This window comes from Achromobacter sp. 413638 (genome assembly GCF_043119405.1).
Classification (GTDB): Bacteria; Pseudomonadota; Gammaproteobacteria; order Burkholderiales; family Burkholderiaceae_B; genus Achromobacter.
This window is the reverse complement of sequence record NZ_JBICCO010000011.1, coordinates 21,328-40,011: the sequence shown is the minus strand read 5'-3', so window position 1 is coordinate 40,011 and position 18,684 is coordinate 21,328. Positions and strand designations below refer to the sequence as shown.

Annotated in this window: 17 protein-coding genes; 13 read left to right on the top strand and 4 right to left on the bottom strand. The window is 68.3% G+C overall.

Annotation, left to right across the window (positions count from 1 at the left end; all coding sequences use genetic code 11):
• Window positions 1-186 precede the first annotated feature (186 nt).
• The 12 genes from ACEU5R_RS06870 to ppa all read left to right on the top strand — a co-directional run bounded on the left by ACEU5R_RS06870 (window position 187) and on the right by ppa (window position 14,229).
• Window positions 187-4,167, top strand: coding sequence for a Pls/PosA family non-ribosomal peptide synthetase (locus ACEU5R_RS06870; RefSeq protein WP_392409596.1), 3,981 nt, complete (start codon window positions 187-189; stop codon window positions 4,165-4,167).
• Window positions 4,168-4,358: 191 nt separating this feature from the next.
• Window positions 4,359-4,961, top strand: a complete 603-nt coding sequence (locus ACEU5R_RS06865) for a DUF2889 domain-containing protein (protein WP_103273465.1) — start codon at window positions 4,359-4,361, stop codon at window positions 4,959-4,961.
• 10 nt (window positions 4,962-4,971) lie between these two features.
• A complete protein-coding gene (gene sucC, locus ACEU5R_RS06860) occupies window positions 4,972-6,132 on the top strand; it encodes an ADP-forming succinate--CoA ligase subunit beta (protein WP_103273466.1) in 1,161 nt (386 codons plus the stop codon).
• Between the two features lie 103 nt (window positions 6,133-6,235).
• A complete protein-coding gene (gene sucD, locus ACEU5R_RS06855) occupies window positions 6,236-7,117 on the top strand; it encodes a succinate--CoA ligase subunit alpha (RefSeq protein WP_006388410.1) in 882 nt (293 codons plus the stop codon).
• Between the two features lie 280 nt (window positions 7,118-7,397).
• Window positions 7,398-8,096 (top strand): TerC family protein, encoded by a 699-nt coding sequence (locus ACEU5R_RS06850; protein WP_103273467.1) that lies wholly within the window; start codon window positions 7,398-7,400, stop codon window positions 8,094-8,096.
• 120 nt (window positions 8,097-8,216) lie between these two features.
• Entirely contained in the window at window positions 8,217-8,936 is a 720-nt protein-coding gene (locus ACEU5R_RS06845) for a TerC family protein (protein WP_103273468.1), read from the top strand.
• Entirely contained in the window at window positions 8,923-9,045 is a 123-nt protein-coding gene (locus tag ACEU5R_RS06840) for a hypothetical protein (RefSeq protein WP_255414623.1), read from the top strand. Before ACEU5R_RS06845 ends, ACEU5R_RS06840 begins: the two co-directional genes overlap by 14 nt.
• Window positions 9,046-9,051: 6 nt before the next feature.
• The gene (gene hemC / locus ACEU5R_RS06835) at window positions 9,052-9,996 is read left to right on the top strand and encodes a hydroxymethylbilane synthase (protein ID WP_103273469.1); all 945 of its coding nucleotides are present in this window, start codon (window positions 9,052-9,054) and stop codon (window positions 9,994-9,996) included.
• Window positions 9,996-10,805 (top strand): uroporphyrinogen-III synthase, encoded by an 810-nt coding sequence (locus ACEU5R_RS06830; RefSeq protein WP_392409595.1) that lies wholly within the window; start codon window positions 9,996-9,998, stop codon window positions 10,803-10,805. The genes hemC and ACEU5R_RS06830 overlap by 1 nt, the downstream gene beginning before the upstream one ends.
• A 37-nt stretch (window positions 10,806-10,842) precedes the next feature.
• On the top strand, window positions 10,843-12,051 hold the full coding sequence (locus ACEU5R_RS06825) for a uroporphyrinogen-III C-methyltransferase (RefSeq protein WP_392409594.1): 1,209 nt from the start codon (window positions 10,843-10,845) through the stop codon (window positions 12,049-12,051).
• Between the two features lie 5 nt (window positions 12,052-12,056).
• Window positions 12,057-13,667: a heme biosynthesis HemY N-terminal domain-containing protein gene (locus tag ACEU5R_RS06820; RefSeq protein ID WP_392409593.1), complete on the top strand. Its 1,611-nt coding sequence runs from the start codon at window positions 12,057-12,059 to the stop codon at window positions 13,665-13,667.
• Window positions 13,668-13,698: 31 nt separating this feature from the next.
• Complete coding sequence (gene ppa / locus ACEU5R_RS06815; RefSeq protein WP_103273472.1) at window positions 13,699-14,229, top strand: inorganic diphosphatase; 531 nt, start codon at window positions 13,699-13,701, stop codon at window positions 14,227-14,229.
• On the opposite strand, the gene ACEU5R_RS06810 is transcribed toward ppa, so the two are convergent.
• The 4 genes from ACEU5R_RS06810 to ACEU5R_RS06795 form a co-directional block, all read right to left on the bottom strand.
• Window positions 14,230-15,066, bottom strand: a complete 837-nt coding sequence (locus ACEU5R_RS06810) for an IclR family transcriptional regulator (RefSeq protein ID WP_212319042.1) — start codon at window positions 15,064-15,066, stop codon at window positions 14,230-14,232.
• Window positions 15,067-15,078: 12 nt separating this feature from the next.
• Window positions 15,079-15,846 carry an SDR family NAD(P)-dependent oxidoreductase gene (locus ACEU5R_RS06805; protein WP_103273474.1) on the bottom strand — a complete coding sequence of 256 codons (768 nt, stop codon included), beginning with the start codon at window positions 15,844-15,846 and terminating at the stop codon, window positions 15,079-15,081.
• Window positions 15,843-17,054, bottom strand: a complete 1,212-nt coding sequence (locus tag ACEU5R_RS06800) for an ABC transporter substrate-binding protein (protein WP_392409592.1) — start codon at window positions 17,052-17,054, stop codon at window positions 15,843-15,845. Before ACEU5R_RS06800 ends, ACEU5R_RS06805 begins: the two co-directional genes overlap by 4 nt.
• A 141-nt stretch (window positions 17,055-17,195) precedes the next feature.
• Entirely contained in the window at window positions 17,196-17,594 is a 399-nt protein-coding gene (locus ACEU5R_RS06795; RefSeq protein WP_103273476.1) for a cupin domain-containing protein, read from the bottom strand.
• A 307-nt stretch (window positions 17,595-17,901) separates the two neighbouring features.
• Between ACEU5R_RS06795 and ACEU5R_RS06790 the strand changes: the two genes are divergently transcribed.
• Window positions 17,902-18,681, top strand: coding sequence for an SDR family NAD(P)-dependent oxidoreductase (locus ACEU5R_RS06790; protein WP_392409591.1), 780 nt, complete (start codon window positions 17,902-17,904; stop codon window positions 18,679-18,681).
• Window positions 18,682-18,684: the final 3 nt, after the last annotated feature.

Below are 18,684 nucleotides of genomic sequence, written 5' to 3'. Positions count from 1 at the left end.
GGTTTTTGTTTTTCGGGGTATGCCCGCGTGAAATTGGCGTGAAGCCGCCGGCGCGCGGACGCCCGCGCGGCATAGGCACAACGCGCGCGACCTCTTTGCGATGTTTTTGTGCGCGGCCCTTGAACGAATTCCGCTGGTATGGGTCAATAAGCGAAAAATCCCCTTTGCCGGATTGTCGCCTTACCTATGATTCTCCATGGCTCTGACCGGCCGGATCTGCTGATCGCGGAAACGCTGCCGGATATTCTCGAAGCCACGATCCTGCGTCATCCCGACGCCGTCGCCATCCATTGGCAGGATCAGTCCATCACCTACGAAACGCTGGGCCGGCGCGCCGACCTGGCCGCGCACCACCTGATCGAGGCGGGCGTGCGGCCGGGCGATATCGTCGGCCTGTGCCTGCCGCGCGGGGACGAACTGCTGCTGATGCAGGCCGCCATCGCCAAGGCCGGCGCGGCCTGGCTGCCGTTCGAATCCGATACCCCGCCCGAGCGCATGCAGGCCTGCCTGCAGGACGCCGGCGCGCAGTACATCGTCGCCGGCGGCGAGGTCCAGCTCGACGGCATCTCCACCTGTACGCCCTGGCAGCTGTCGCAGCCGGCGGCCGATTCGGCGCCGCTGCGCCGGCGTGCGGGGCTGCTGCCCGAGCATCCGGCCTACGTCATCTACACCTCCGGTTCCACCGGCAAGCCCAAGGGCGTGCCCATCACCCAGGCCAGCATCTGCCACTTCCTGCGCAGCGAGAACGAAGTGCTGGGCGTGCGCCACGGCGACAAGGTCTACCAGGGCTTTTCGGTGGCCTTCGACATGTCGTTCGAGGAAATCTGGATCAGCTACCTGGTCGGCGCCTCGCTCTGGGTCGCGCCCAAGATGCTGACCACCGACCCCGAAGGACTGCCCGAGGCGCTGGCGCGCGAGGGCGTGACGGTGCTGCACGCCGTGCCCACGCTGCTGGCCCTGTTCAGCCGCGACGTGCCCAGCCTGCGCATCATCAACCTGGGCGGCGAGATGTGCCCGGAGTTCCTGGCGGCGCGCTGGGCCGCGCCGGGCCGGCGCATGTACAACACCTACGGCCCCACCGAGACCACGGTGTCGGTCAGCCTGGCCGAGCTGCTGCCCGGTCAGCCCGTCACCATCGGCACGCCGCTGCCCAACTACGGCATGCTGATACGCGGCGAGGACGGCGCGGTGCTGCCGCAAGGGCAGGTGGGCGAGCTGTGCATCACCGGGCCGGGCGTGGCGGGCGGCTACCTGGGGCGGCCCGAGCTGACGGCCGAGAAGTTCCTGGCCAATCCGCGTCCGCGCGGCGAGCACGATACGCGCATGTACCGCAGCGGCGACCTGGCGCGCATCGACGAGCAGGGCCAGATCCAGTGCCTGGGCCGCAGCGACGACCAGGTGAAGGTGCGCGGCTTTCGCGTCGAGCTGGGCGAGATCGAGGCGGCGCTCTATCGCCAGCCGGGCGTGGGCGCGGCCGCCGTCGTGCTGCGCGATCTGGCCGGCATCGAGCAACTGGTGGCCTTCCTGGCGCCCGAGGGCGAGGCGCGGCCCGATCCGCATGCCCTGCGCGCGGGCCTGGCGCAGGAACTGCCGGCTTATATGATCCCGGCGCGTTTCGAACTGGTGGCCGAGGTGCCGCGCCTGACGTCCGGCAAGATCGACCGCAAGGCGCTCAAGGCGCGCGAGCTGGCCACGGCCGCCGAACCCAGCGGCGAGGATGACCTGCCGGCCACCGCCGGCGAGCAGGCGCTGTTCGAGGCGCTGCGTCCGCTGTTCCCCGGCCAGCCGTTGCGCCTGGCGAGCGATTTCTTCCGTGACCTGGGCGGCCATTCGCTGCTGGCCGCGCGGCTGGTGTCCTCGCTGCGCAAGCATCCGCATTTTTCCGCGCTGACCATGCACGAGCTGTACCAGCATTCCACGCTGGCGGCGCTGGCGGGGCGGCTGGACGCGCTGGCGGCCGAGGCGGCAGTGGCCGGCGCCGGCGCGGCGCGCGAGGCGGTGCCCGAACGCGCGCCCGAGTGGCGGCGCTGGGCTTGCGGCCTGGCGCAGCTGGCGGCGCTGCCCATCCTGATCGGCGTGCGCATGCTGATCTGGCTGACGCCGTTCTTCACCTATCACTACTTCACCGGCGACGAGGGCGATTCGGTCTGGCTCGCGGTGACGCTGTCGATCAGCAGCTACCTGGCCTGCAACCTGCTCAGCTTCGGCGTGGCCGTGGCTGGCAAGTGGGGCATCCTGGGCCGGCTCAAGGCCGGCCGCTATCCGCTGTATGGCTGGATGTTCTATCGCTGGTGGCTGGTCGACCGCATCATGGACATTCCGCCGGCGCACCTGCTGGCCGGCTCGCCGCTGCAGGCCTGGTACCTGCGCGCGCTGGGCGCGCGGATCGGGCAGGACACCGCCATCAGCCGCATCTCGGTGCGGGCTCCGGACCTGCTGTCCGTGGGCGACGGCGCCAGCATCGGCGCGGCGGTGAACCTTGAGAACTTCGAGGTGCGCGGCGGCGTCTGGGAGGTGTCGCCGATCCGCGTCGGCGCCAATGCATACATCGGTTCCTACGCGGTGCTGCAAGGCGATGTCGAGATGGGCGACGAGGCGCGCCTGGACGGCCTGTCGTCGCTGGCGCGCGGCGCGCGCATTCCCGCCGGGCAGATCTGGAGCGGCGCGCCCGCGCGCCACGATCCACAGGCGCGCGCTCCCGAGCTGCCGCCCCGGCCCGAGCGCCACGGCCGCTGGCGGCGCCTGGACATGCTGGCCTATGCGCTGGGCGGCGCGGCCATCGCCGGCCTGTTCTTCATGCCGGTGTTCCCCAGCTTCGTGCTGATCGACTGGATCGACGCGCGCTGGCTGGACCTGATGGGCGCGCGCGCGTCCTGGCCCTATGCCTTCCTCTGCTACCTGTTGCTGGCGCTGCCGGCCAGCGCGCTGCTGCTGATGCTGACCATCCTGGTGTCGGCCCTGCTGCGCTGGGCGCTGCTGCCGCGCCTGAGCGGCGGACGCTGGCCGGTCTATGGCCAGATCTATCTGCGGCGCTGGCTGACCAACCAGATCCAGGAATCCAGCCTGAGCGTGCTGCACGGGCTGTACGCCTCGATCTACGCCGGCACCTGGTACCGCCTGCTGGGCGCCAAGGTCGGCCCTGGCACCGAGATCTCGACCGCCATGGGCATCGTGCCGGACATGCTGACGCTGGGCCGCGACAGCTTCATCGCCGACGGCGTGATGCTGGGCGACGAGGAAGTCGACCGGGGCTGGATGACCATGCGCCCGACGGTGATCGGCAACCGCAGCTTCGTCGGCAACGGCGCCTACGTGCCGGACGGCTCCGAGCTGCCCGACGACGTGCTGATCGGCGTGCAGAGCCGCGCCCCAGCCAATGCCCGCATGGCCAGCGGCCAGACCTGGCTGGGCAATCCGCCGCTGGCCCTGCCTGCGCGCGAGCAGACCGCCGGCTTTCCCGAGCACCTGACCTTCCGCCCCAGCCTGGGCCGCAAGCTGGCGCGCGGCGCGGTCGAGGGCATGCGCATGATCCTGCCGCTGGCGGTGGTCATCGCCGTGGGCTATCTGACGGTGATGAAAGTGATCCCGATGGCGGTCAAGCACGGCTTCGTCGCCGCTTTCGACGAGCTGATGCTGGCTGGCGTGCTGTACGGCATCGGCGCCTTCCTGTTCCTGGTGCTGCTCAAATGGACGCTGATCGGCCGCTACCGGCCGCGCGCCGAGCCGATGTGGACGCCCTTCGTCTGGAAGAGCGAGGCCGTGACCAGCCTGTACGAGTCCATCGCGGTGCCGAACTTCTTCAATTTCCTGCGCGCCACGCCCTGGCTGCCGCTGGCGCTGCGCTGCATGGGCGCGCGCATCGGCAAGCGCGTCTTCATGGACACCACCGACGTCACCGAGTACGACTGCGTGGCCATCGGCGACGACGCCGTGCTGCACGCCTGGTCCGGCCCGCAGACGCATCTGTTCGAGGACCGGGTCATGAAGATCGGCCAGGTCCGGATCGGGGCCGGGGTCAGCGTCGGGCCCCGCACCACCATTCTTTACGATACGCGGGTGGAGCAGGGCGCCGTGCTGGGGCCGCTGACGCTGGTGCTCAAGGGCGAGACCATCCCGGCCGGCCAGGCCTGGATGGGCAGTCCGGCCACCCCGTGGACGGGGCGCTGAGGCCGGCAGAGTCGCCCGCAACCTGTCCCCGATCCTGGCGGCGGGGCCTTTGCGGCCCCGTTTCCCCCTGCCGTCAGTGGGGGCGGGGGGGCTTGAGCGGGGGCCGCCTGCGCTATACTTTGAAGGTTTTGTTGCCGCGCACAAGTTTTTCCACGCCGTGCGCCGGCCATCTTCGCCCCGCAGGCCCCAGCATGCCCTTGCCACCGCCGGATTACCCTCGCCAGCCGCTGCACACGCGTTCCATACGCGTGCAGTCCTATGCGCGCGACGGCGGCCTCTGGGATCTGGAAGCCGAGCTGATCGACGTCAAGGCGTACGATTTTCCCAAGCGCGACGGCGAAGTGTTCAAGGCCGGAGACCCCATCCATCACATGCACCTGCGCATCACCATCGATGGCGATTTCACCATCGTGGCGGCGCAGGCCGTCTATGACGCGGCCCCTTACGGCGGTCATTGCATGGCCATCGAACCCGCTTACACTGATCTGATCGGCATGAACCTGCTCAAGGGGTTTCGCCGCCAGGTCAAGGAGCGTTTCGGGCACGTGGCGGGCTGTACGCACATGACCGAGCTGTCGCAGGTGCTTCCCACCGCGGCGGTCCAGACCATGGCCAACCAGCGGCGGCAGGAAAGCAACCCCAACCGGCGTCCGTTCCAACTCGATGGCTGTCATGCCCTGCGCACCGACGGCCCCGTGGTGGCTGAGCACTATCCCAAGTGGTACACCGGGGATAGCGCTGAGGCATCCGCCGGTTCGGCCTCCGATTCACCTTCTTTTTCTCATACGTCCTGACAGGTAACACATGAAAATCCACGAGTATCAAGGCAAGGAACTGCTGAAGCAATTTGGCGTCCCCGTGCCGCGCGGTATTCCCGCTCTTTCCGTCGACGAGGCCGTGGCTGCCGCTGAAAAGCTGGGTGGACCGGTTTGGGTCGTCAAGGCGCAGATCCACGCTGGCGGCCGGGGCAAGGGCGGCGGCGTGAAGCTGGCGCGCTCGCTGGATGATGTGCGCAAGCTGGCCTCGGAAATCCTGGGCATGCAGCTGATCACGCACCAGACCGGTCCGGAAGGCCAGAAGGTGCGTCGCCTGTACATCGAAGACGGCGCCGACATCCAGAAGGAATACTACGTGTCGCTGGTCACCGACCGCGCCACCCAGAAGGTCGCCTTCATCGCCTCCAGCGAAGGCGGCATGGACATCGAGGAAGTGGCCCACTCCACGCCCGAGAAGATCATCACCGAATACATCGACCCGCTGACCGGCCTGTCCGCCGAGCAGGCCACCAAGATCGCCAACGCGATCGGCCTGCCCGCCGACTCGACCGCCCAGGCCGTGGACGTGTTCCAGAAGCTCTACACCTGCTACATGGACACCGACGCCTCGCTGGTCGAAATCAACCCGCTGAACCGCGACAGCAAGGGCAACATCATCGCCCTGGACGCCAAGTTCAACTTCGACTCGAACGCCCTGTTCCGCCACCCGGAAATCGTCGCCTACCGCGACCTGGACGAAGAAGATCCCGCTGAAATCGAAGCCAGCAAGTTCGACCTGGCCTACATCCAGCTCGACGGCAACATCGGCTGCCTGGTGAACGGCGCCGGCCTGGCCATGGCCACCATGGACACCATCAAGCTGTTCGGCGGCGAGCCGGCCAACTTCCTGGACGTCGGCGGCGGCGCCACGGCCGAGAAGGTCACGGAAGCCTTCAAGATCATGCTCAAGAACAAGAGCGTGAAGGCCATCTTGGTCAACATCTTCGGCGGCATCATGCGCTGCGACGTCATCGCCGAAGGCGTGATCGCGGCTTGCAAGGCCGTCAACCTGAACGTGCCGCTGGTCGTGCGCATGAAGGGCACCAACGAAGAACTCGGCAAGAAGATGCTGGCCGAATCCGGCCTGCCGATCATCAGCGCCGATACGATGGCCGAAGCCGCCACCCGCGTCGTAGCCGCCGTCAAGTAAATATTGCCCCCACGCCGCGCCCCTTCGTGGCTAGCTGCCCCCCAAGGGGGCGCTTTTTACCTTGGGGCGGCCCGGCGGTAAAAGTAATTCCAAGGATTTGCAAATGTCGATTCTGATCAACAAGGACACCAAGGTCATCACCCAGGGCATCACGGGCAAGACGGGCCAGTTCCACACCCGCATGTGCCGTGAGTACGCCAATGGCAAGGCCGCCTTCGTGGCTGGCGTGAACCCGAAGAAGGCGGGCGAGGACTTCGAAGGCGTGCCGATCTTCGCGTCGGTCAAGGACGCCAAGGCCGACACCGGCGCCACCGTGTCCGTCATCTACGTGCCGCCCGCGGGCGCCGCCGCCGCCATCTGGGAAGCCGTCGAGGCCGAACTGGATCTGGTGATCTGCATCACCGAAGGCATCCCGGTCCGTGACATGCTGGAAGTCAAGAACCGCATGAAGGCCAAGGGCAGCAAGACCCTGCTGCTGGGCCCGAACTGCCCCGGCCTGATCACCCCGGACGAAATCAAGATCGGCATCATGCCGGGCCACATCCACCGCAAGGGCCGCATCGGCATCGTCAGCCGCTCGGGCACCCTGACGTACGAAGCCGTGGCGCAAGTCACCGAACTGGGCCTGGGCCAATCCAGCGCCGTGGGCATCGGTGGCGACCCCATCAACGGCCTGAAGCACGTCGACGTGCTGAAGATGTTCAATGACGATCCCGACACCGACGCCGTCATCATGATCGGCGAAATCGGCGGCCCGGACGAAGTGAACGCCGCTCAGTGGGCCAAGGACAACATGAAGAAGCCGGTCGTCGGCTTCATCGCCGGTGTCACCGCTCCTCCCGGAAAGCGCATGGGCCACGCCGGCGCGCTGATCTCGGGCGGCGCCGACACCGCCGACGCCAAGCTGGAAGTCATGGAAGCCTGCGGCATCCGCACCACGCGCAACCCCTCCGAAATGGGCAAGCTGCTCAAGTCGGTGCTGTAAGCCTCTTACAGTCGCGCGTAGAAAGAAAGCCCGCCTCGGCGGGCTTTTTTTCGTTCGCTCGCCGCATGAAAGGATGCGCTGCCTAGGGAAATCCCCCCGTTCAAACCGCGTTCGTCCAAACATACGGAAAGCTGAACGAAACTATAATGAAAGAAATCCTTTGCGTACCCAGCAAGAATGCCGTCGGGCTCGCGCCGAGACGGTCAGTGCGCTCTGTTTGTCTACATTCATCCATTCATTTGGTTTGTCCTAGGGGGATCACGTCTAGGAAAGAGAGGGTATGGAACTCAGTTCAGCGGCATTCTGGATAGCGCTGCTCCAGATCATTTGGGTCAACATCCTGCTGTCGGGCGACAACGCCGTGGTGATCGCGCTGGCCGCGCGCTCGCTGCCTGCGCAGCAGCAGAAAAAAGCGATCGTGATCGGCTCGGCCGCCGCGATCATCATGCGTATCGTGCTGACCCTGGTCGCCGCGAAACTGCTGCTGTTGCCGTGGCTCAAGCTGATCGGCGCGCTGCTGCTGGTCTACATCGGCGTCTCGCTGCTGTTGCCGGAAGGCGAGGACGAGGGCGGCGGCCATGCGCAAGGCAATCTGCTGACCGCGATCCGCACCATCATGATCGCCGACCTGGTGATGAGCCTGGACAACGTGGTGGCCGTGGCCGCCGCGGCCATGGGCGACACCACCTTGCTGGTGCTGGGCCTGGCCATCAGCATTCCGCTGGTCATCTTCGGCAGCACGCTGCTGCTCAAGGTCATCGAGCGCTTCCCGGTCATCGTCTGGGTGGGCGCCGCGCTGCTGGGCTTCATCGCGGGCGAGCTGCTGGTTGGCGACCCGGCGCTGCAGGAACCCGTGGCGCGCATCGACAGCGCGCTGGGCGTCACGCAGCACAGCTTCGAGCTGATGGCGGGCGTGCTGGGGGCGCTGCTGGTGCTGGCCATCGGCAAAATCATGTTGGCTCGGCGGAAAGCTGACTGAAAGCTGAATTACAATAATCTGTTGTTTTGAATTTCCCCGCCGCGCGATCGACGCGGCGGGTTCAGCCGGACCGGGACCGGCTATTCTTTTGTGTGCAAATAATGCCTTCGGGGGTTCAAAGTGCTTGAGTTTTTCCAGACGCTGAGTTGGGCAGCGGTATTCCAGATCATCCTCATCGACATCCTGCTCGGCGGCGACAACGCCGTGGTCATCGCGCTGGCGTGCCGCAACCTGGAACCCAAGCAACGCATGCAGGGCATCCTGTGGGGCACCGCGGGCGCCATCATCCTGCGCGTCGTGCTGATCGCCTTCGCCCTCACGCTGCTGGCCGTTCCCTTCCTGAAGGTCGTCGGCGGCCTGCTGCTGGTCTGGATCGGCGTCAAGCTGCTGGTCCCCGAGGATGACGCGCATGGCAACATCAAGGGCGGCACCTCCATCGCCGCCGCCGTCAAGACCATCATCATCGCGGATTTCGTGATGAGCCTGGACAACGTCATCGCCATCGCCGGCGCCGCCCAGAACGCGCACGCCGACCACCAGATCGGCCTGGTCGTGTTCGGCCTGATCGTCAGCGTGCCCATCATCATCTGGGGCAGCACCCTGGTGCTCAAGCTCATCGACCGCTATCCGCTGGTCGTCACTTTCGGCGCCGCGCTGCTGGGCTGGATCGCCGGCGGCATGCTGATCACGGACGTGGTTGTCGTGAATCAATTCGGCGAGCAGCCGACTGCGGTTAAAATTGCGGCTGAAATCATCGGCGCGCTGGTCGTGGTCGGCCTCGGCCGCTGGCTGGCCAGCCGCAAAACCGCAAGCAAGGAATCCGCACATGAGTCTGCGTAGGACTGTCGACCCCCAGCAATCCGAATCGGGCCTGAGCCTGCTTCAGGGCCTGTTCGTGCTGGCCATCATCGGCGTGGTTGCGACGGTCATCGTCTCCAACTTCGTTTGATGACTCGTGTCCCAACCGCAACGCCTGGTCATCGCGACCCGCGCCAGCCGGCTTGCCCTGTGGCAAGCCGAGCATGTGCGCGACCGGCTGCGCACGCTGTATCCGGCGTGCGCGGTTGAACTCCTCACCCTGACGACCCGGGGCGACCAGATCCTGGACCGCACACTGTCCAAGGTGGGCGGCAAGGGCCTGTTCGTCAAGGAACTCGAAACCGCCTTGCTCGACGGCCGCGCCGATCTGGCCGTGCACTCCCTGAAGGACGTGCCGGTCGATCTGCAGGCCCCGTTCGAGCTGTGCGCCGTGCTCGAGCGCGCCGACCCGCGCGACGCCTTCGTCTCCAACACCTACGCCACGCTGGCCGAGCTGCCGGCGGGCGCCGTCGTAGGCACGTCCAGCCTGCGCCGCGAGGCGCAGATCCGCGCGCGCCATCCGCAGCTGGCGGTCAAGCCGCTGCGCGGCAACCTCGACACCCGGCTCGGCAAGCTCGATCGCGGCGACTACGACGCCATCGTGCTGGCCGCCGCGGGCCTGGAACGCCTGGGTCTGGGCGGGCGCATCCGCAGCCTGCTCGATCCGGCCGTCAGCCTGCCGGCGGCGGGCCAGGGCGCGCTCGGCATCGAGATCCGCGACGACCGCGACGACATGCGCGCCTGGCTGGCGCCGCTGGTCAGCGCCGGCACGCGCGCCTGCGTGCTGGCCGAACGCGCCGTGTCGCGCGAGCTTGGCGGCTCCTGTCAGGTGCCGCTGGCCGCCTTCGCCGAACTGAACGGCGATGCGCTGTCGCTGCGCGCGCTGGTGGCTTCGCCGGATGGCGTGCGCATGGTGCGCGCCGAGCGCAGCGGCCCGGCGGCCGAGGCCGAGGCGATCGGCGTGGCGGCCGCCCGCGAACTGCTGGACGCGGGCGCGGCCGCCATCCTTCAAGAACTGCTGCAAGACGACCGGCCCGCGTGATGGCCGACCCCAGCGCCGCCATGCCGCCGCTCGCGGTGCTGACGCGGCCCTCGGGGCGCAACGAGGCCCTGGCCGCGCGCCTGCGGGCGCACGGCTGGGAAGCCTGCGTGCTGCCCGCGCTGGAGATCCTTCCGCTGGATTGCCTGGAGGGGCTGCCCATGCCGGAAGACTACGACATGGTGGTCTTCGTCAGCGGCAACGCGGCGCGCCTGTACCTGGACCAGCTGACCCGCGCGCGCGGCGGCTTTTCCTGGCCCCCGGCCGTGATCGCCGCCACTGTCGGCCCGGCCAGCGCGCAAGGCCTGCGCGAACTGCCCGGCTTTGGCGCGAATACAACAGTCCTGCATCCGCCGGCCGACGCGCCCAGCCACGATTCCGAAGCCCTGTGGGCCGTGCTGCAAGGACTGCCCGCGCTGCCCGCGCGCACCTTGCTGGTGCGCGGCACGCAGGGCCGCGACTGGCTGGGCGACACCCTGGCCGCGCAGGGTGTGCGGGTGGCGCGACACGCCGCCTACGACCGGCAGCCCGCGGTCTGGGAGGCGCAATCGCTGGCGCCGCTCAAGCGCAGGGCCGAAGCCGGGCTTCCCGCCACCTGGCTCATCACCAGCGGGGAGGGCGCCGACGCCGCGCTCGCCAATCTGCGGGCCGCCGGCCTGCAAGCCTGGTGGGAAGGCTGCGGTTTCGTGCTGACGCATCCGTCCTTGGCCAGGCGCGTCGGCCGCCCTGGTCATGACGAGAGCGGCGCGGCGATGGTAAAAATCTGCTTGCCCAACGACGACTCGATTTTCCAGGCATTTGTTGCCGCTTGATTCGTTGCTTCGGACCAACACCGAATACAATCGCGTCATGACAGAGAAGACTCCCGCTACCGATCCGGCCGCCCAGGCGGCCGTCCAGGGCGCCGGCGCGCCCGCGTCGGCTCCGGCCAGTTCCGCGCCAGCCGGCTCCACAGCCTCCGCCGTCCGTCCGGCCAAGCGCGGCAACGGCCCCATGCTCACCGCCCTGGCCATCGCCATCGCGCTGGCCGCCGGCCTGGGCTACGCGCTGTGGCAGCAACGCACGCAATTCATGAGCGCCGGGCGCGAAGTCGCCCAGCGCATCGACACCCTGTCCTCCGATCTGGCGCAGGCGCGCCGCGACACGCGCGAAGCGCTGGCCCTGGCGCAGGCCCAGGCTGGTCGCCTGGGCGAGCTGGAAGACACGGTGCGCGAGACCCAGAGCCAGTACCACGCGCTGCAGCAGGCCTGGCAGAACTTCAACGACAGCGCCAGCGACGAACTGCTGGCCAACGATGTCGAACGCCTGCTGACGCTGGCCAACCAGCAGCTGCGCCTGGCCGGCAACGTCTCCAACGCCATCGTCGCGCTGGAAACCGCCCAGGCGCGCCTGGCGCGCGCCGACCGTCCGCGCTTCTCCAGCCTGCAACAGGCCATCAACGGCGACCTGGACCGCCTGCGCGCGGTCTCCACCGTCGACATTCCCGCCCAGGCCGCCCGCATCGAGCGCCTGAGCGTGCTGATCAGCAAGGCGCCGCTGCTGGTGCCGGACGTGGCCGCGCAAGCCGTGGTGCCCGCCGGCCAGCCCGTGGCCGCCTCGGCGCCCGCCGTCGATCCGCAGGCCGGCCTGCCCGCCGACGCGCCCTGGTGGCAGCGCTGGCGCGCCGAGATCGCCTCCTGGCCCGGCCGCGCCGGCTCGGCCCTGGCGCATGAGCTGGGCGGCCTGATCACTATCCAGCGCGTGGACGAACCCGCCGCGCTGCTGCTGTCGCCCGAACAGGCCGACCAGTTGCGCGGCACGCTGCGCCAGCGTCTCCTGACCGTGCAACTGGCCATGCTGATGCGCCAGCCCGCCGTCTGGAAGAGCGAACTCGACCATGTCGGCGGCGCGCTGGCCAAGTATTTCGACGGCCGCTCGCCCGATACCGTCGCCGCCCAGAACGTGGCGCGCGAACTGGCCCAGATCGACATCGCCGTGCGCATGCCCGACGTGGCCGACAGCCTGAACGCCGTGGCCGCCCTGCGCGCCGCCGGCTTCAAGACCAGCGGGCAGGACTAAGGCCTATGCGTACCTGGTTCTGGACCCTGCTGCTCGCCGTCGTCGCCGTTGCCCTGGCGGTGGTGCTGCGCTCGCATTCGGGCAATGTGCTGCTGCTGGTATGGCCGTGGCGCATCGAGATGTCGCTGACGCTGGCCGTGCTGCTGATCGTCGCCGCTTTCGTCGTGCTGTACGTGGGCCTGCGCGTGCTGGCCTGGCTGCTGGCCATTCCCGACCGCGTGCGGGTCTGGCGCGGCAAGCGCGCCCAGGCGCGCGACCACGAACTGCTCGAGCGCGGCTGGATCAGCCTGCTGGAAGGCCGCTATTCGCAAGCCGAGAAAGACCTGACCCGCCTGCTCGACCAGACCAAGGTGCAGACGCGCCGCGTGCTGGCCGCCTTGTCCTCGGCGCGCGCGGCGCACGGCTTGAGCGAGTTCGATCGCCGTGATCGCTTCCTGGCCAGCGCCCAGGAACACGCCGGCACGGACCCCGGCCTGCTGGAAGCCACCGCCACCGTGTCCGCCGACATGCTGCTGGACCAGGGCCGCGCCGAGCGCGCGCTGGCCGTGCTGGCGCCGCTGGCCGACGGCGGCGCCCGCCACCTGCACACCATGCGCCTGCTGCTGCGCGCGCATGCGGCGCTGAATCACCACGACCAGATGTTCTCGCTGGCGCGCGCGCTGGTGCGCCGCAATGCCTTGCCGCGCCAGGAGGCCGATCAACTGATCGACGCTTCCGGCGCCGCCCGGTTGCGCGCCGCGGCCGCCAACGACGGCTGGCGCGCCATCTGGAAAGACCTGAAGGCCGAAGAGCGCCTGCTGCCCGAGATCGCGCTGGCCGGCGCCGCCGCCTTCGAAGCGGCGGGCGAGGCGGCCGAGGCTGCCCGCGTGCTGGAAGCGGCGGTCGCCGTGAAGTTCAATCCCGCGCTGGTCGCGGCCTACGCCCGCTGCGACGCCTCGCAGGTGTCCCGTCGTCTGGCGCGCGCCGAGTCCTGGCTGCAATCGCGTCCGACCGATCCCGAGCTGTTGACGGCCCTGGGCATGCTCTGCCTGAACGGCCAGCTGTGGGGCCAGGCCGAGCGCTATCTGCTGCGCAGCGTCAGCCGCCGCAACGACGCGCAGACCCACGCGCTGCTGGGCAGCCTGTACGACCGCCTCGAGCGTCCGGCCGACGCCGTGCGCCACTGGCGCCTGGCGACGGCCGCCAGCATGGCGCTGCCGGTGCTGGCTACCGACGCCGCGCTGCCGGCCGCCGACACGGGTTCCGATCCTTACCGCGTGGACGCCGAGGGCGGCTATGCGGTGGGCCTCGCCGACCTGGACGACGAGACCGGCCCGGTCTCCGGCTACGCGGCCCTGCCGCCCGCCGCGACCGTCGCCGACTATGTGCTGGATCCCGACGCCCGCGTCAGCAAGGAACAGCACGACCGCGCGCTGGCGCCCGAAGACGCGCCGCTCGCCGGCGGCACCAGCGACTTCGACGAGTATTTCGACAGCGCGCCGCTGCCGGCGGCCGCTTTCGAGGACCCGGTGCCCACGTACGCGCCGGCGCCGCCCGCGGCTGCCAAGCCCGCGGCCGCTCCGGCCGCTCCCGTGCCCGACACCAAGCCGCCGTTCAAGAACGACGGCGAGCATTGATCATTTCCTCAGACACTCACAAGGTTGAACCATGAGCCTCGATCGCGTCTCCCCTGGCAAGAAGCTGCCGGAAGACTTCAACGTCATCATCGAAATCCCCATGAACGCCGACCCGGTTAAGTACGAGGTCGACAAGGAAACGGGCGCGATCTTCGTTGACCGCTTCATGCTGACGGCCATGCATTACCCGTGCAACTACGGCTACATCCCGCAGACCCTGTCGGAAGACGGCGACCCCGCCGACGTGCTGGTCGTGACCCCGTTCCCGATCCAGATCGGCGCCGTGGTGCGCTGCCGCGCCATCGGCGTGCTGGAAATGGACGACGAGTCGGGCGGCGACGCCAAGCTGCTGGCCGTGCCGATCGAAAAGCTCTACCCGCCGTACCGCAACATCAAGTCCTACGAAGATCTGCCGACGGAAGACATCTCCCGCATCCAGCACTTCTTCGAGCACTACAAGGACCTGGAAAAGGGCAAGTGGGTCAAGGTCAAGGGCTGGAAGGGCGTGGCGGCCGCTCACGAGGAAATCCTCAAGAGCGCCGAACGCCACAACAAGGCCTGATCAGGGTTTGGTCCGGGCCGGCGTCGCGCCGGTCCGTGTCCGCATGCGGCGCGGCCGCGACGGCATGATGCCGATCGCCGCCGCGCCGTTGCTTTGCGGGGCCAGCAGATTCTCGGACACCTGGGCGGCCGCCGCCTGGATGCGGGTCTTGAGCGCTTCCAGCCGCTGCGCCGTGGTGCGCGCCTGCGAGGCGATGAACACCAGGCTGCCGACCACTTTCTGGTCGGGGCTGAAGATCGCCGCGCCGATGCCCATCAGGCCACGATCGACCTCGCCGTGCGAGACGCACACGCCGGCGGCGCGCAGCTGCTTCAGGTTGGCGCGGAATTCATCCCAGTCCTCGCCCAGGCCGGCCTCGCGGATCTCGGCCGCGTGCCACAGCATCAGGTTGCGCAGCTGGTAGGGCGGCAGATTGGCCAGGATGGGCTTGGCCGTGGCGCCTCGGAACATCGGGAAGGGCCGGCCGCGCGCGTAGCTCGATTCGATGGAGTCGTCGGTCCAGTAGCGGTCCACGCACATGACCTTGTCGCCGTAGTAGCTGCACAGCATCAGGTTGGCGTGCAGTTCGTCGCCGGCGGCGCGCATCACGTCGCGGGCCGCTCGCATCAGCGGATCGTGCTGGCGCAGGTGGCGGTCCAGCTCGATGATGCGCGAGCCCAGTACATAGGCGCCGCCCGAGGTGGGGGCCAGCAGCCCGCTTTCGGTCAGCGACTTCAGGTAGCGGTAGGCGGTCGCGCGCGAGCACTCCAGATGCTCCATGACGTCTTCCTGGAAGGCGGCGGTGGTGTCGTCGCGGAACAGGTCGAGGATGGACAACATGCGGTCTGGAGTGCTCATTGCTGCGCGCGCCTAGTGAATGTGGAAGCCGCCATTGACGTCGACCACGATGCCGGTGGAATACGAGGACAGGTCCGATGCCAGGAAGAGAATGGCCTGGGCGACTTCGGCGGGCGAGCCGAAGCGTTGCAGCGGAATGCCTTGTTTGAGTTCTGTTTCCCAATTTTCGCCGAATTTGCCCAGCGTCATGTCCGTCTCGATGATGCCGGGCGCGACGCAGTTCGCGCGCACCCCGCGCGGGCCCAGTTCGCGGGCCAGCGCCTTGGTGAAACTGATGACCCCGCCCTTGGACGCGGCGTAATGCGAGCCGCCCAGAAGCCCCCCGCCGCGCAGCGCGGCGGTGGAACCCAGGTTGACGATGGCCGGCTTGCGCTCGCTGGCCAGCAGGGCGGGCAGGGCGGCGCGGGTGACGTTGTAGGTGCCGGTCAGGTTCACGTCCACCATGCGCCGAAACTCGTCTTCGGGCAGGTCCCAGATGCGGGTGGCGGCGACGATGCCGGCGTTGTTCACCAGCACGTCGATGCCGCCCAGCGCCTCTTGCGCCCGCGCCATCGCCGCCTCGCAGGACGCGCCGCTGGATACGTCGCAATGCAGCGTCACGGGGCCGCCGCCTTGCGGGCCGCCGGCGTCATCGTCCGGATAGTCGCGGTCCAGCACGGCCACCGCCGCGCCATGCTCGATGAAGAGCCGGACGATCGCCGCGCCGATGCCACGGGGGTTGGCGCCCCCCGTGACGACGGCGCGCTTGCCGGCCAGCAGTTGCGGGACGCCCCCGCTCATTGCTTCACCAGCGGGCAGTTGCCCTGCGCCAGCGGACGGAATGCCTGCTCGGCGGGGATCTTGCGCACCAGGTTGTAGTAGTCCCAGTCGCGCTTGGACTCGGCCGGCGACTTGACCTTGAACAGGTACAGGTCGCGCATCACGCGGCCGTCCTCGCGGATGCGGCCGTTCTCGGTCATGAAGTCGTTGATGGGTGTGTCGTGCATCTTCTTGAGCACGGCCTCGGACGCGTCCGTGCCCGCCGCCTTGACCGCGTTCAGGTAGTGCATGGCGGCGCTGTAGTTGCTGGCCTGCACCATCGACGGCATGCGGCCGGTGCGCTTGAAGTAGCGCTCGGACCAGACGCGCGTCTGGTCGTTCAGGTCCCAGTAGAACGGCTCGACCAGGTTCAGCCCCTGCGCGTATTCCAGCCCCACGCTGCGCACGTCGACGATGCTCATGAACAGCGCGGCCACGCGCTGCTTGCCGCCCATGATGCCGAACTCGAACGCCTGCTTGATGCTGTTGATGGTGTCGCCGCTGCCGTTGGCCAGGCCGATCACCTGGGCCTTGGACGCCTGTGCCTGCAACAGGAAGGACGAGAAGTCGGCGTTGGCGATGGGGTGGCGCACGCTGCCCAGCACCTGGCCGCCCTTGCTCTTGACCACCGCCATCGCGTCGCGTTCCAGCGAGTGGCCGAAGGCATAGTCGGACGTGATGAAGAACCAGCTCTTGCCGCCGTCGTCCATGACGCCGCTGGCCACGCCTGTGGCGTAGGCATAGGTGTCGTAGGTCCAGTGCATGCCGTTGGGCGAGCAGGCCTTGCCGGTCAGGTCGGCCGAGCCGGCGCTGGTGAAGATCACCACGCGCTTCATCTGCCGCGTCAGGTCCTGCACCGCCAGCGCGATGGCGGAGTTGGGCACGTCCAGGATCATGTCGACCTTGTCGTTCTCGTACCAGCGGCGGGCGGTGGCCACGCCGATGTCCACCTTGTTCTGATGGTCGGCCGAGATCACTTCGATAGGCTTGCCCAGCACGGTGCCGCCGAAATCCTCGACCGCCATCTTCACGGCCTCGACGCCGTACTTGCCGGACAGGTCGGCCATCATGCCGGACTGGTCGCCCAGCACGCCGATCTTGACCACGTCGTCCGAGACCTGGGCCTGGGCGGACCAGGCCAGCGCGCCCAGCGCGCAGGCGGCCAGGGTCTGTTTGAATGCTTGCTTCATGGTTGTCTCCTCTTGGGGGTGCGATGCCTTGTGGCCGTCGCGCGTCTTGCCAGTCGTGAAAAAACGATGGCGGCAAGCCCGCGCGCCGGCCGGCCATGGCCGGATCCGCCGCCCTGTGCCGGACGGTCGGAACAACAAGGGTTACTCCAGCGTCTGGCCGGCGTAGCCCTCGATGAACAGATTGGGTTTCAGGAAGAAGCTCAGCACCAGCGCGCCCCGCGGCGCGCGCGCCACGTGACGATTGCCGCGCGGACGCCACACGTAGTTGCCGGCGCTGACCTCGCCCTCGGCGTCCACGATGGAGCCTTCCAGCACATAGGTCTGCTCGACCTCGACGTGCTCGTGCAGCGGCAGCTCGGTGCCGGGCTGCCAGCGGAACAGGGCGGTCAAGAGGCCGCTTTCCTTGTCCTGCATCAGCACCTTCATGTCGATGCCTTCGACCTGCGTGGGCTTCCAGGGCAATTCATCGACATTCAGGAAGCGCGAGGCCAGTGGCGGCAGTGCGTTGGCTGCCGGGCAGCCTGGGGTTTCGAGGGCCATGTTGTCTCCTAGCCAGAACTCGTTATGGAAGATAAACCAAAAATCTTGTTATTGAGTGTTTAAAAATAGTCGCGTATATTGAGATTTATGTCAACGCCGATTTGTCGAAGAACAGACGGCAGGCATGACCGGACACGGCAGGAATAAAGATCCGGCGAACAATGCTCATCCTCGGGGCAGCGGCGTCACAGGTATGGGGCGCCGCCCCATCGGGGCAGCGCGGAGCCGGCCTTGCCGGTCCGCTGCCGCGTCCCCTGCGGGAAGCGCGTAGCGCTTCGGGGGTGGGCTCCATACAAGGAGACATGGCTTGAAGAATGATTATCTGGACCAGGCTTTCGGGCTGGGGGGACGCGTGGCGCTGGTGACGGGCGCGGCGCGGGGACTGGGGTACGCCATTGCCCAGGCGCTGGGCCGGGCCGGGGCGAAAGTGGTCGTCAACGACCTGTCCGCGCAGGCCTGCGACGCGGCCTGCGAACGCTTGAACGCGGCGGGCATCCCGGCGCGCGGCGCGCCGTTCGACGTGGCCGACGGCGAGGCCGTCGCGGCCGCGCTGCGCGAGCTGGAGGCGGCCGGATGGGCGCCCGACGTGCTGGTCAGCAACGCTGGCAACCAGAACCGCAAGCCCGTGGTCGAGATGACGCCGGCCGAATGGCAGGCGCTGCAGAACGTGCACGTCAACGGCGCCTTCAACTGCGCCCGCGCGGCGCTGCCGGGCATGGTCCGGCGCGGCTTCGGCCGCATCGTGCTGATGTCGTCCGTGGCCGGTCAGGCCACCATGCCCAACATCGCCGCCTACGCCACGGCCAAGGGCGCCATCGCCGCCTTCGCGCGGGCGCTGGCCGTGGAGTACGGCGGCAGCGGCGTCACCTGCAACGCGCTGGCGCCGGGTTTCGTGCGCACCGATTTCACGCAGGGGCTGCAGGACAATCCGCAGTTCCAGGCCTTCCTGTCCACGGCGGTGCCGGCCGGACGCTGGGCCGAGCCGGACGATATCGCGCCGGCGGTGGTGTACCTGGCCGCGCCGGGCGCGGCCTTCGTCAACGGCCAGGTGCTGGCGATCGACGGCGGCCTGCTGGCGCGCATGTAGGGG

What these genes read in the sequence shown, in the direction of transcription:
- ACEU5R_RS06870 (WP_392409596.1), top strand. Translation starts at nt 187, where the DNA reads ATGATTCTCCATGGCTCTGACCGGCCGGATCTGCTGATCGCGGAAACG.
- ACEU5R_RS06865 (WP_103273465.1), top strand. Translation starts at nt 4,359, where the DNA reads ATGCCCTTGCCACCGCCGGATTACCCTCGCCAGCCGCTGCACACGCGT.
- sucC (WP_103273466.1), top strand. Translation starts at nt 4,972, where the DNA reads ATGAAAATCCACGAGTATCAAGGCAAGGAACTGCTGAAGCAATTTGGC.
- sucD (WP_006388410.1), top strand. Translation starts at nt 6,236, where the DNA reads ATGTCGATTCTGATCAACAAGGACACCAAGGTCATCACCCAGGGCATC.
- ACEU5R_RS06850 (WP_103273467.1), top strand. Translation starts at nt 7,398, where the DNA reads ATGGAACTCAGTTCAGCGGCATTCTGGATAGCGCTGCTCCAGATCATT.
- ACEU5R_RS06840 (WP_255414623.1), top strand. Translation starts at nt 8,923, where the DNA reads ATGAGTCTGCGTAGGACTGTCGACCCCCAGCAATCCGAATCGGGCCTG.
- ACEU5R_RS06830 (WP_392409595.1), top strand. Translation starts at nt 9,996, where the DNA reads ATGGCCGACCCCAGCGCCGCCATGCCGCCGCTCGCGGTGCTGACGCGG.
- ACEU5R_RS06825 (WP_392409594.1), top strand. Translation starts at nt 10,843, where the DNA reads ATGACAGAGAAGACTCCCGCTACCGATCCGGCCGCCCAGGCGGCCGTC.
- ACEU5R_RS06820 (WP_392409593.1), top strand. Translation starts at nt 12,057, where the DNA reads ATGCGTACCTGGTTCTGGACCCTGCTGCTCGCCGTCGTCGCCGTTGCC.
- ppa (WP_103273472.1), top strand. Translation starts at nt 13,699, where the DNA reads ATGAGCCTCGATCGCGTCTCCCCTGGCAAGAAGCTGCCGGAAGACTTC.
- ACEU5R_RS06810 (WP_212319042.1), bottom strand. Translation starts at nt 15,066, where the DNA reads ATGAGCACTCCAGACCGCATGTTGTCCATCCTCGACCTGTTCCGCGAC.
- ACEU5R_RS06805 (WP_103273474.1), bottom strand. Translation starts at nt 15,846, where the DNA reads ATGAGCGGGGGCGTCCCGCAACTGCTGGCCGGCAAGCGCGCCGTCGTC.
- ACEU5R_RS06800 (WP_392409592.1), bottom strand. Translation starts at nt 17,054, where the DNA reads ATGAAGCAAGCATTCAAACAGACCCTGGCCGCCTGCGCGCTGGGCGCG.
- ACEU5R_RS06795 (WP_103273476.1), bottom strand. Translation starts at nt 17,594, where the DNA reads ATGGCCCTCGAAACCCCAGGCTGCCCGGCAGCCAACGCACTGCCGCCA.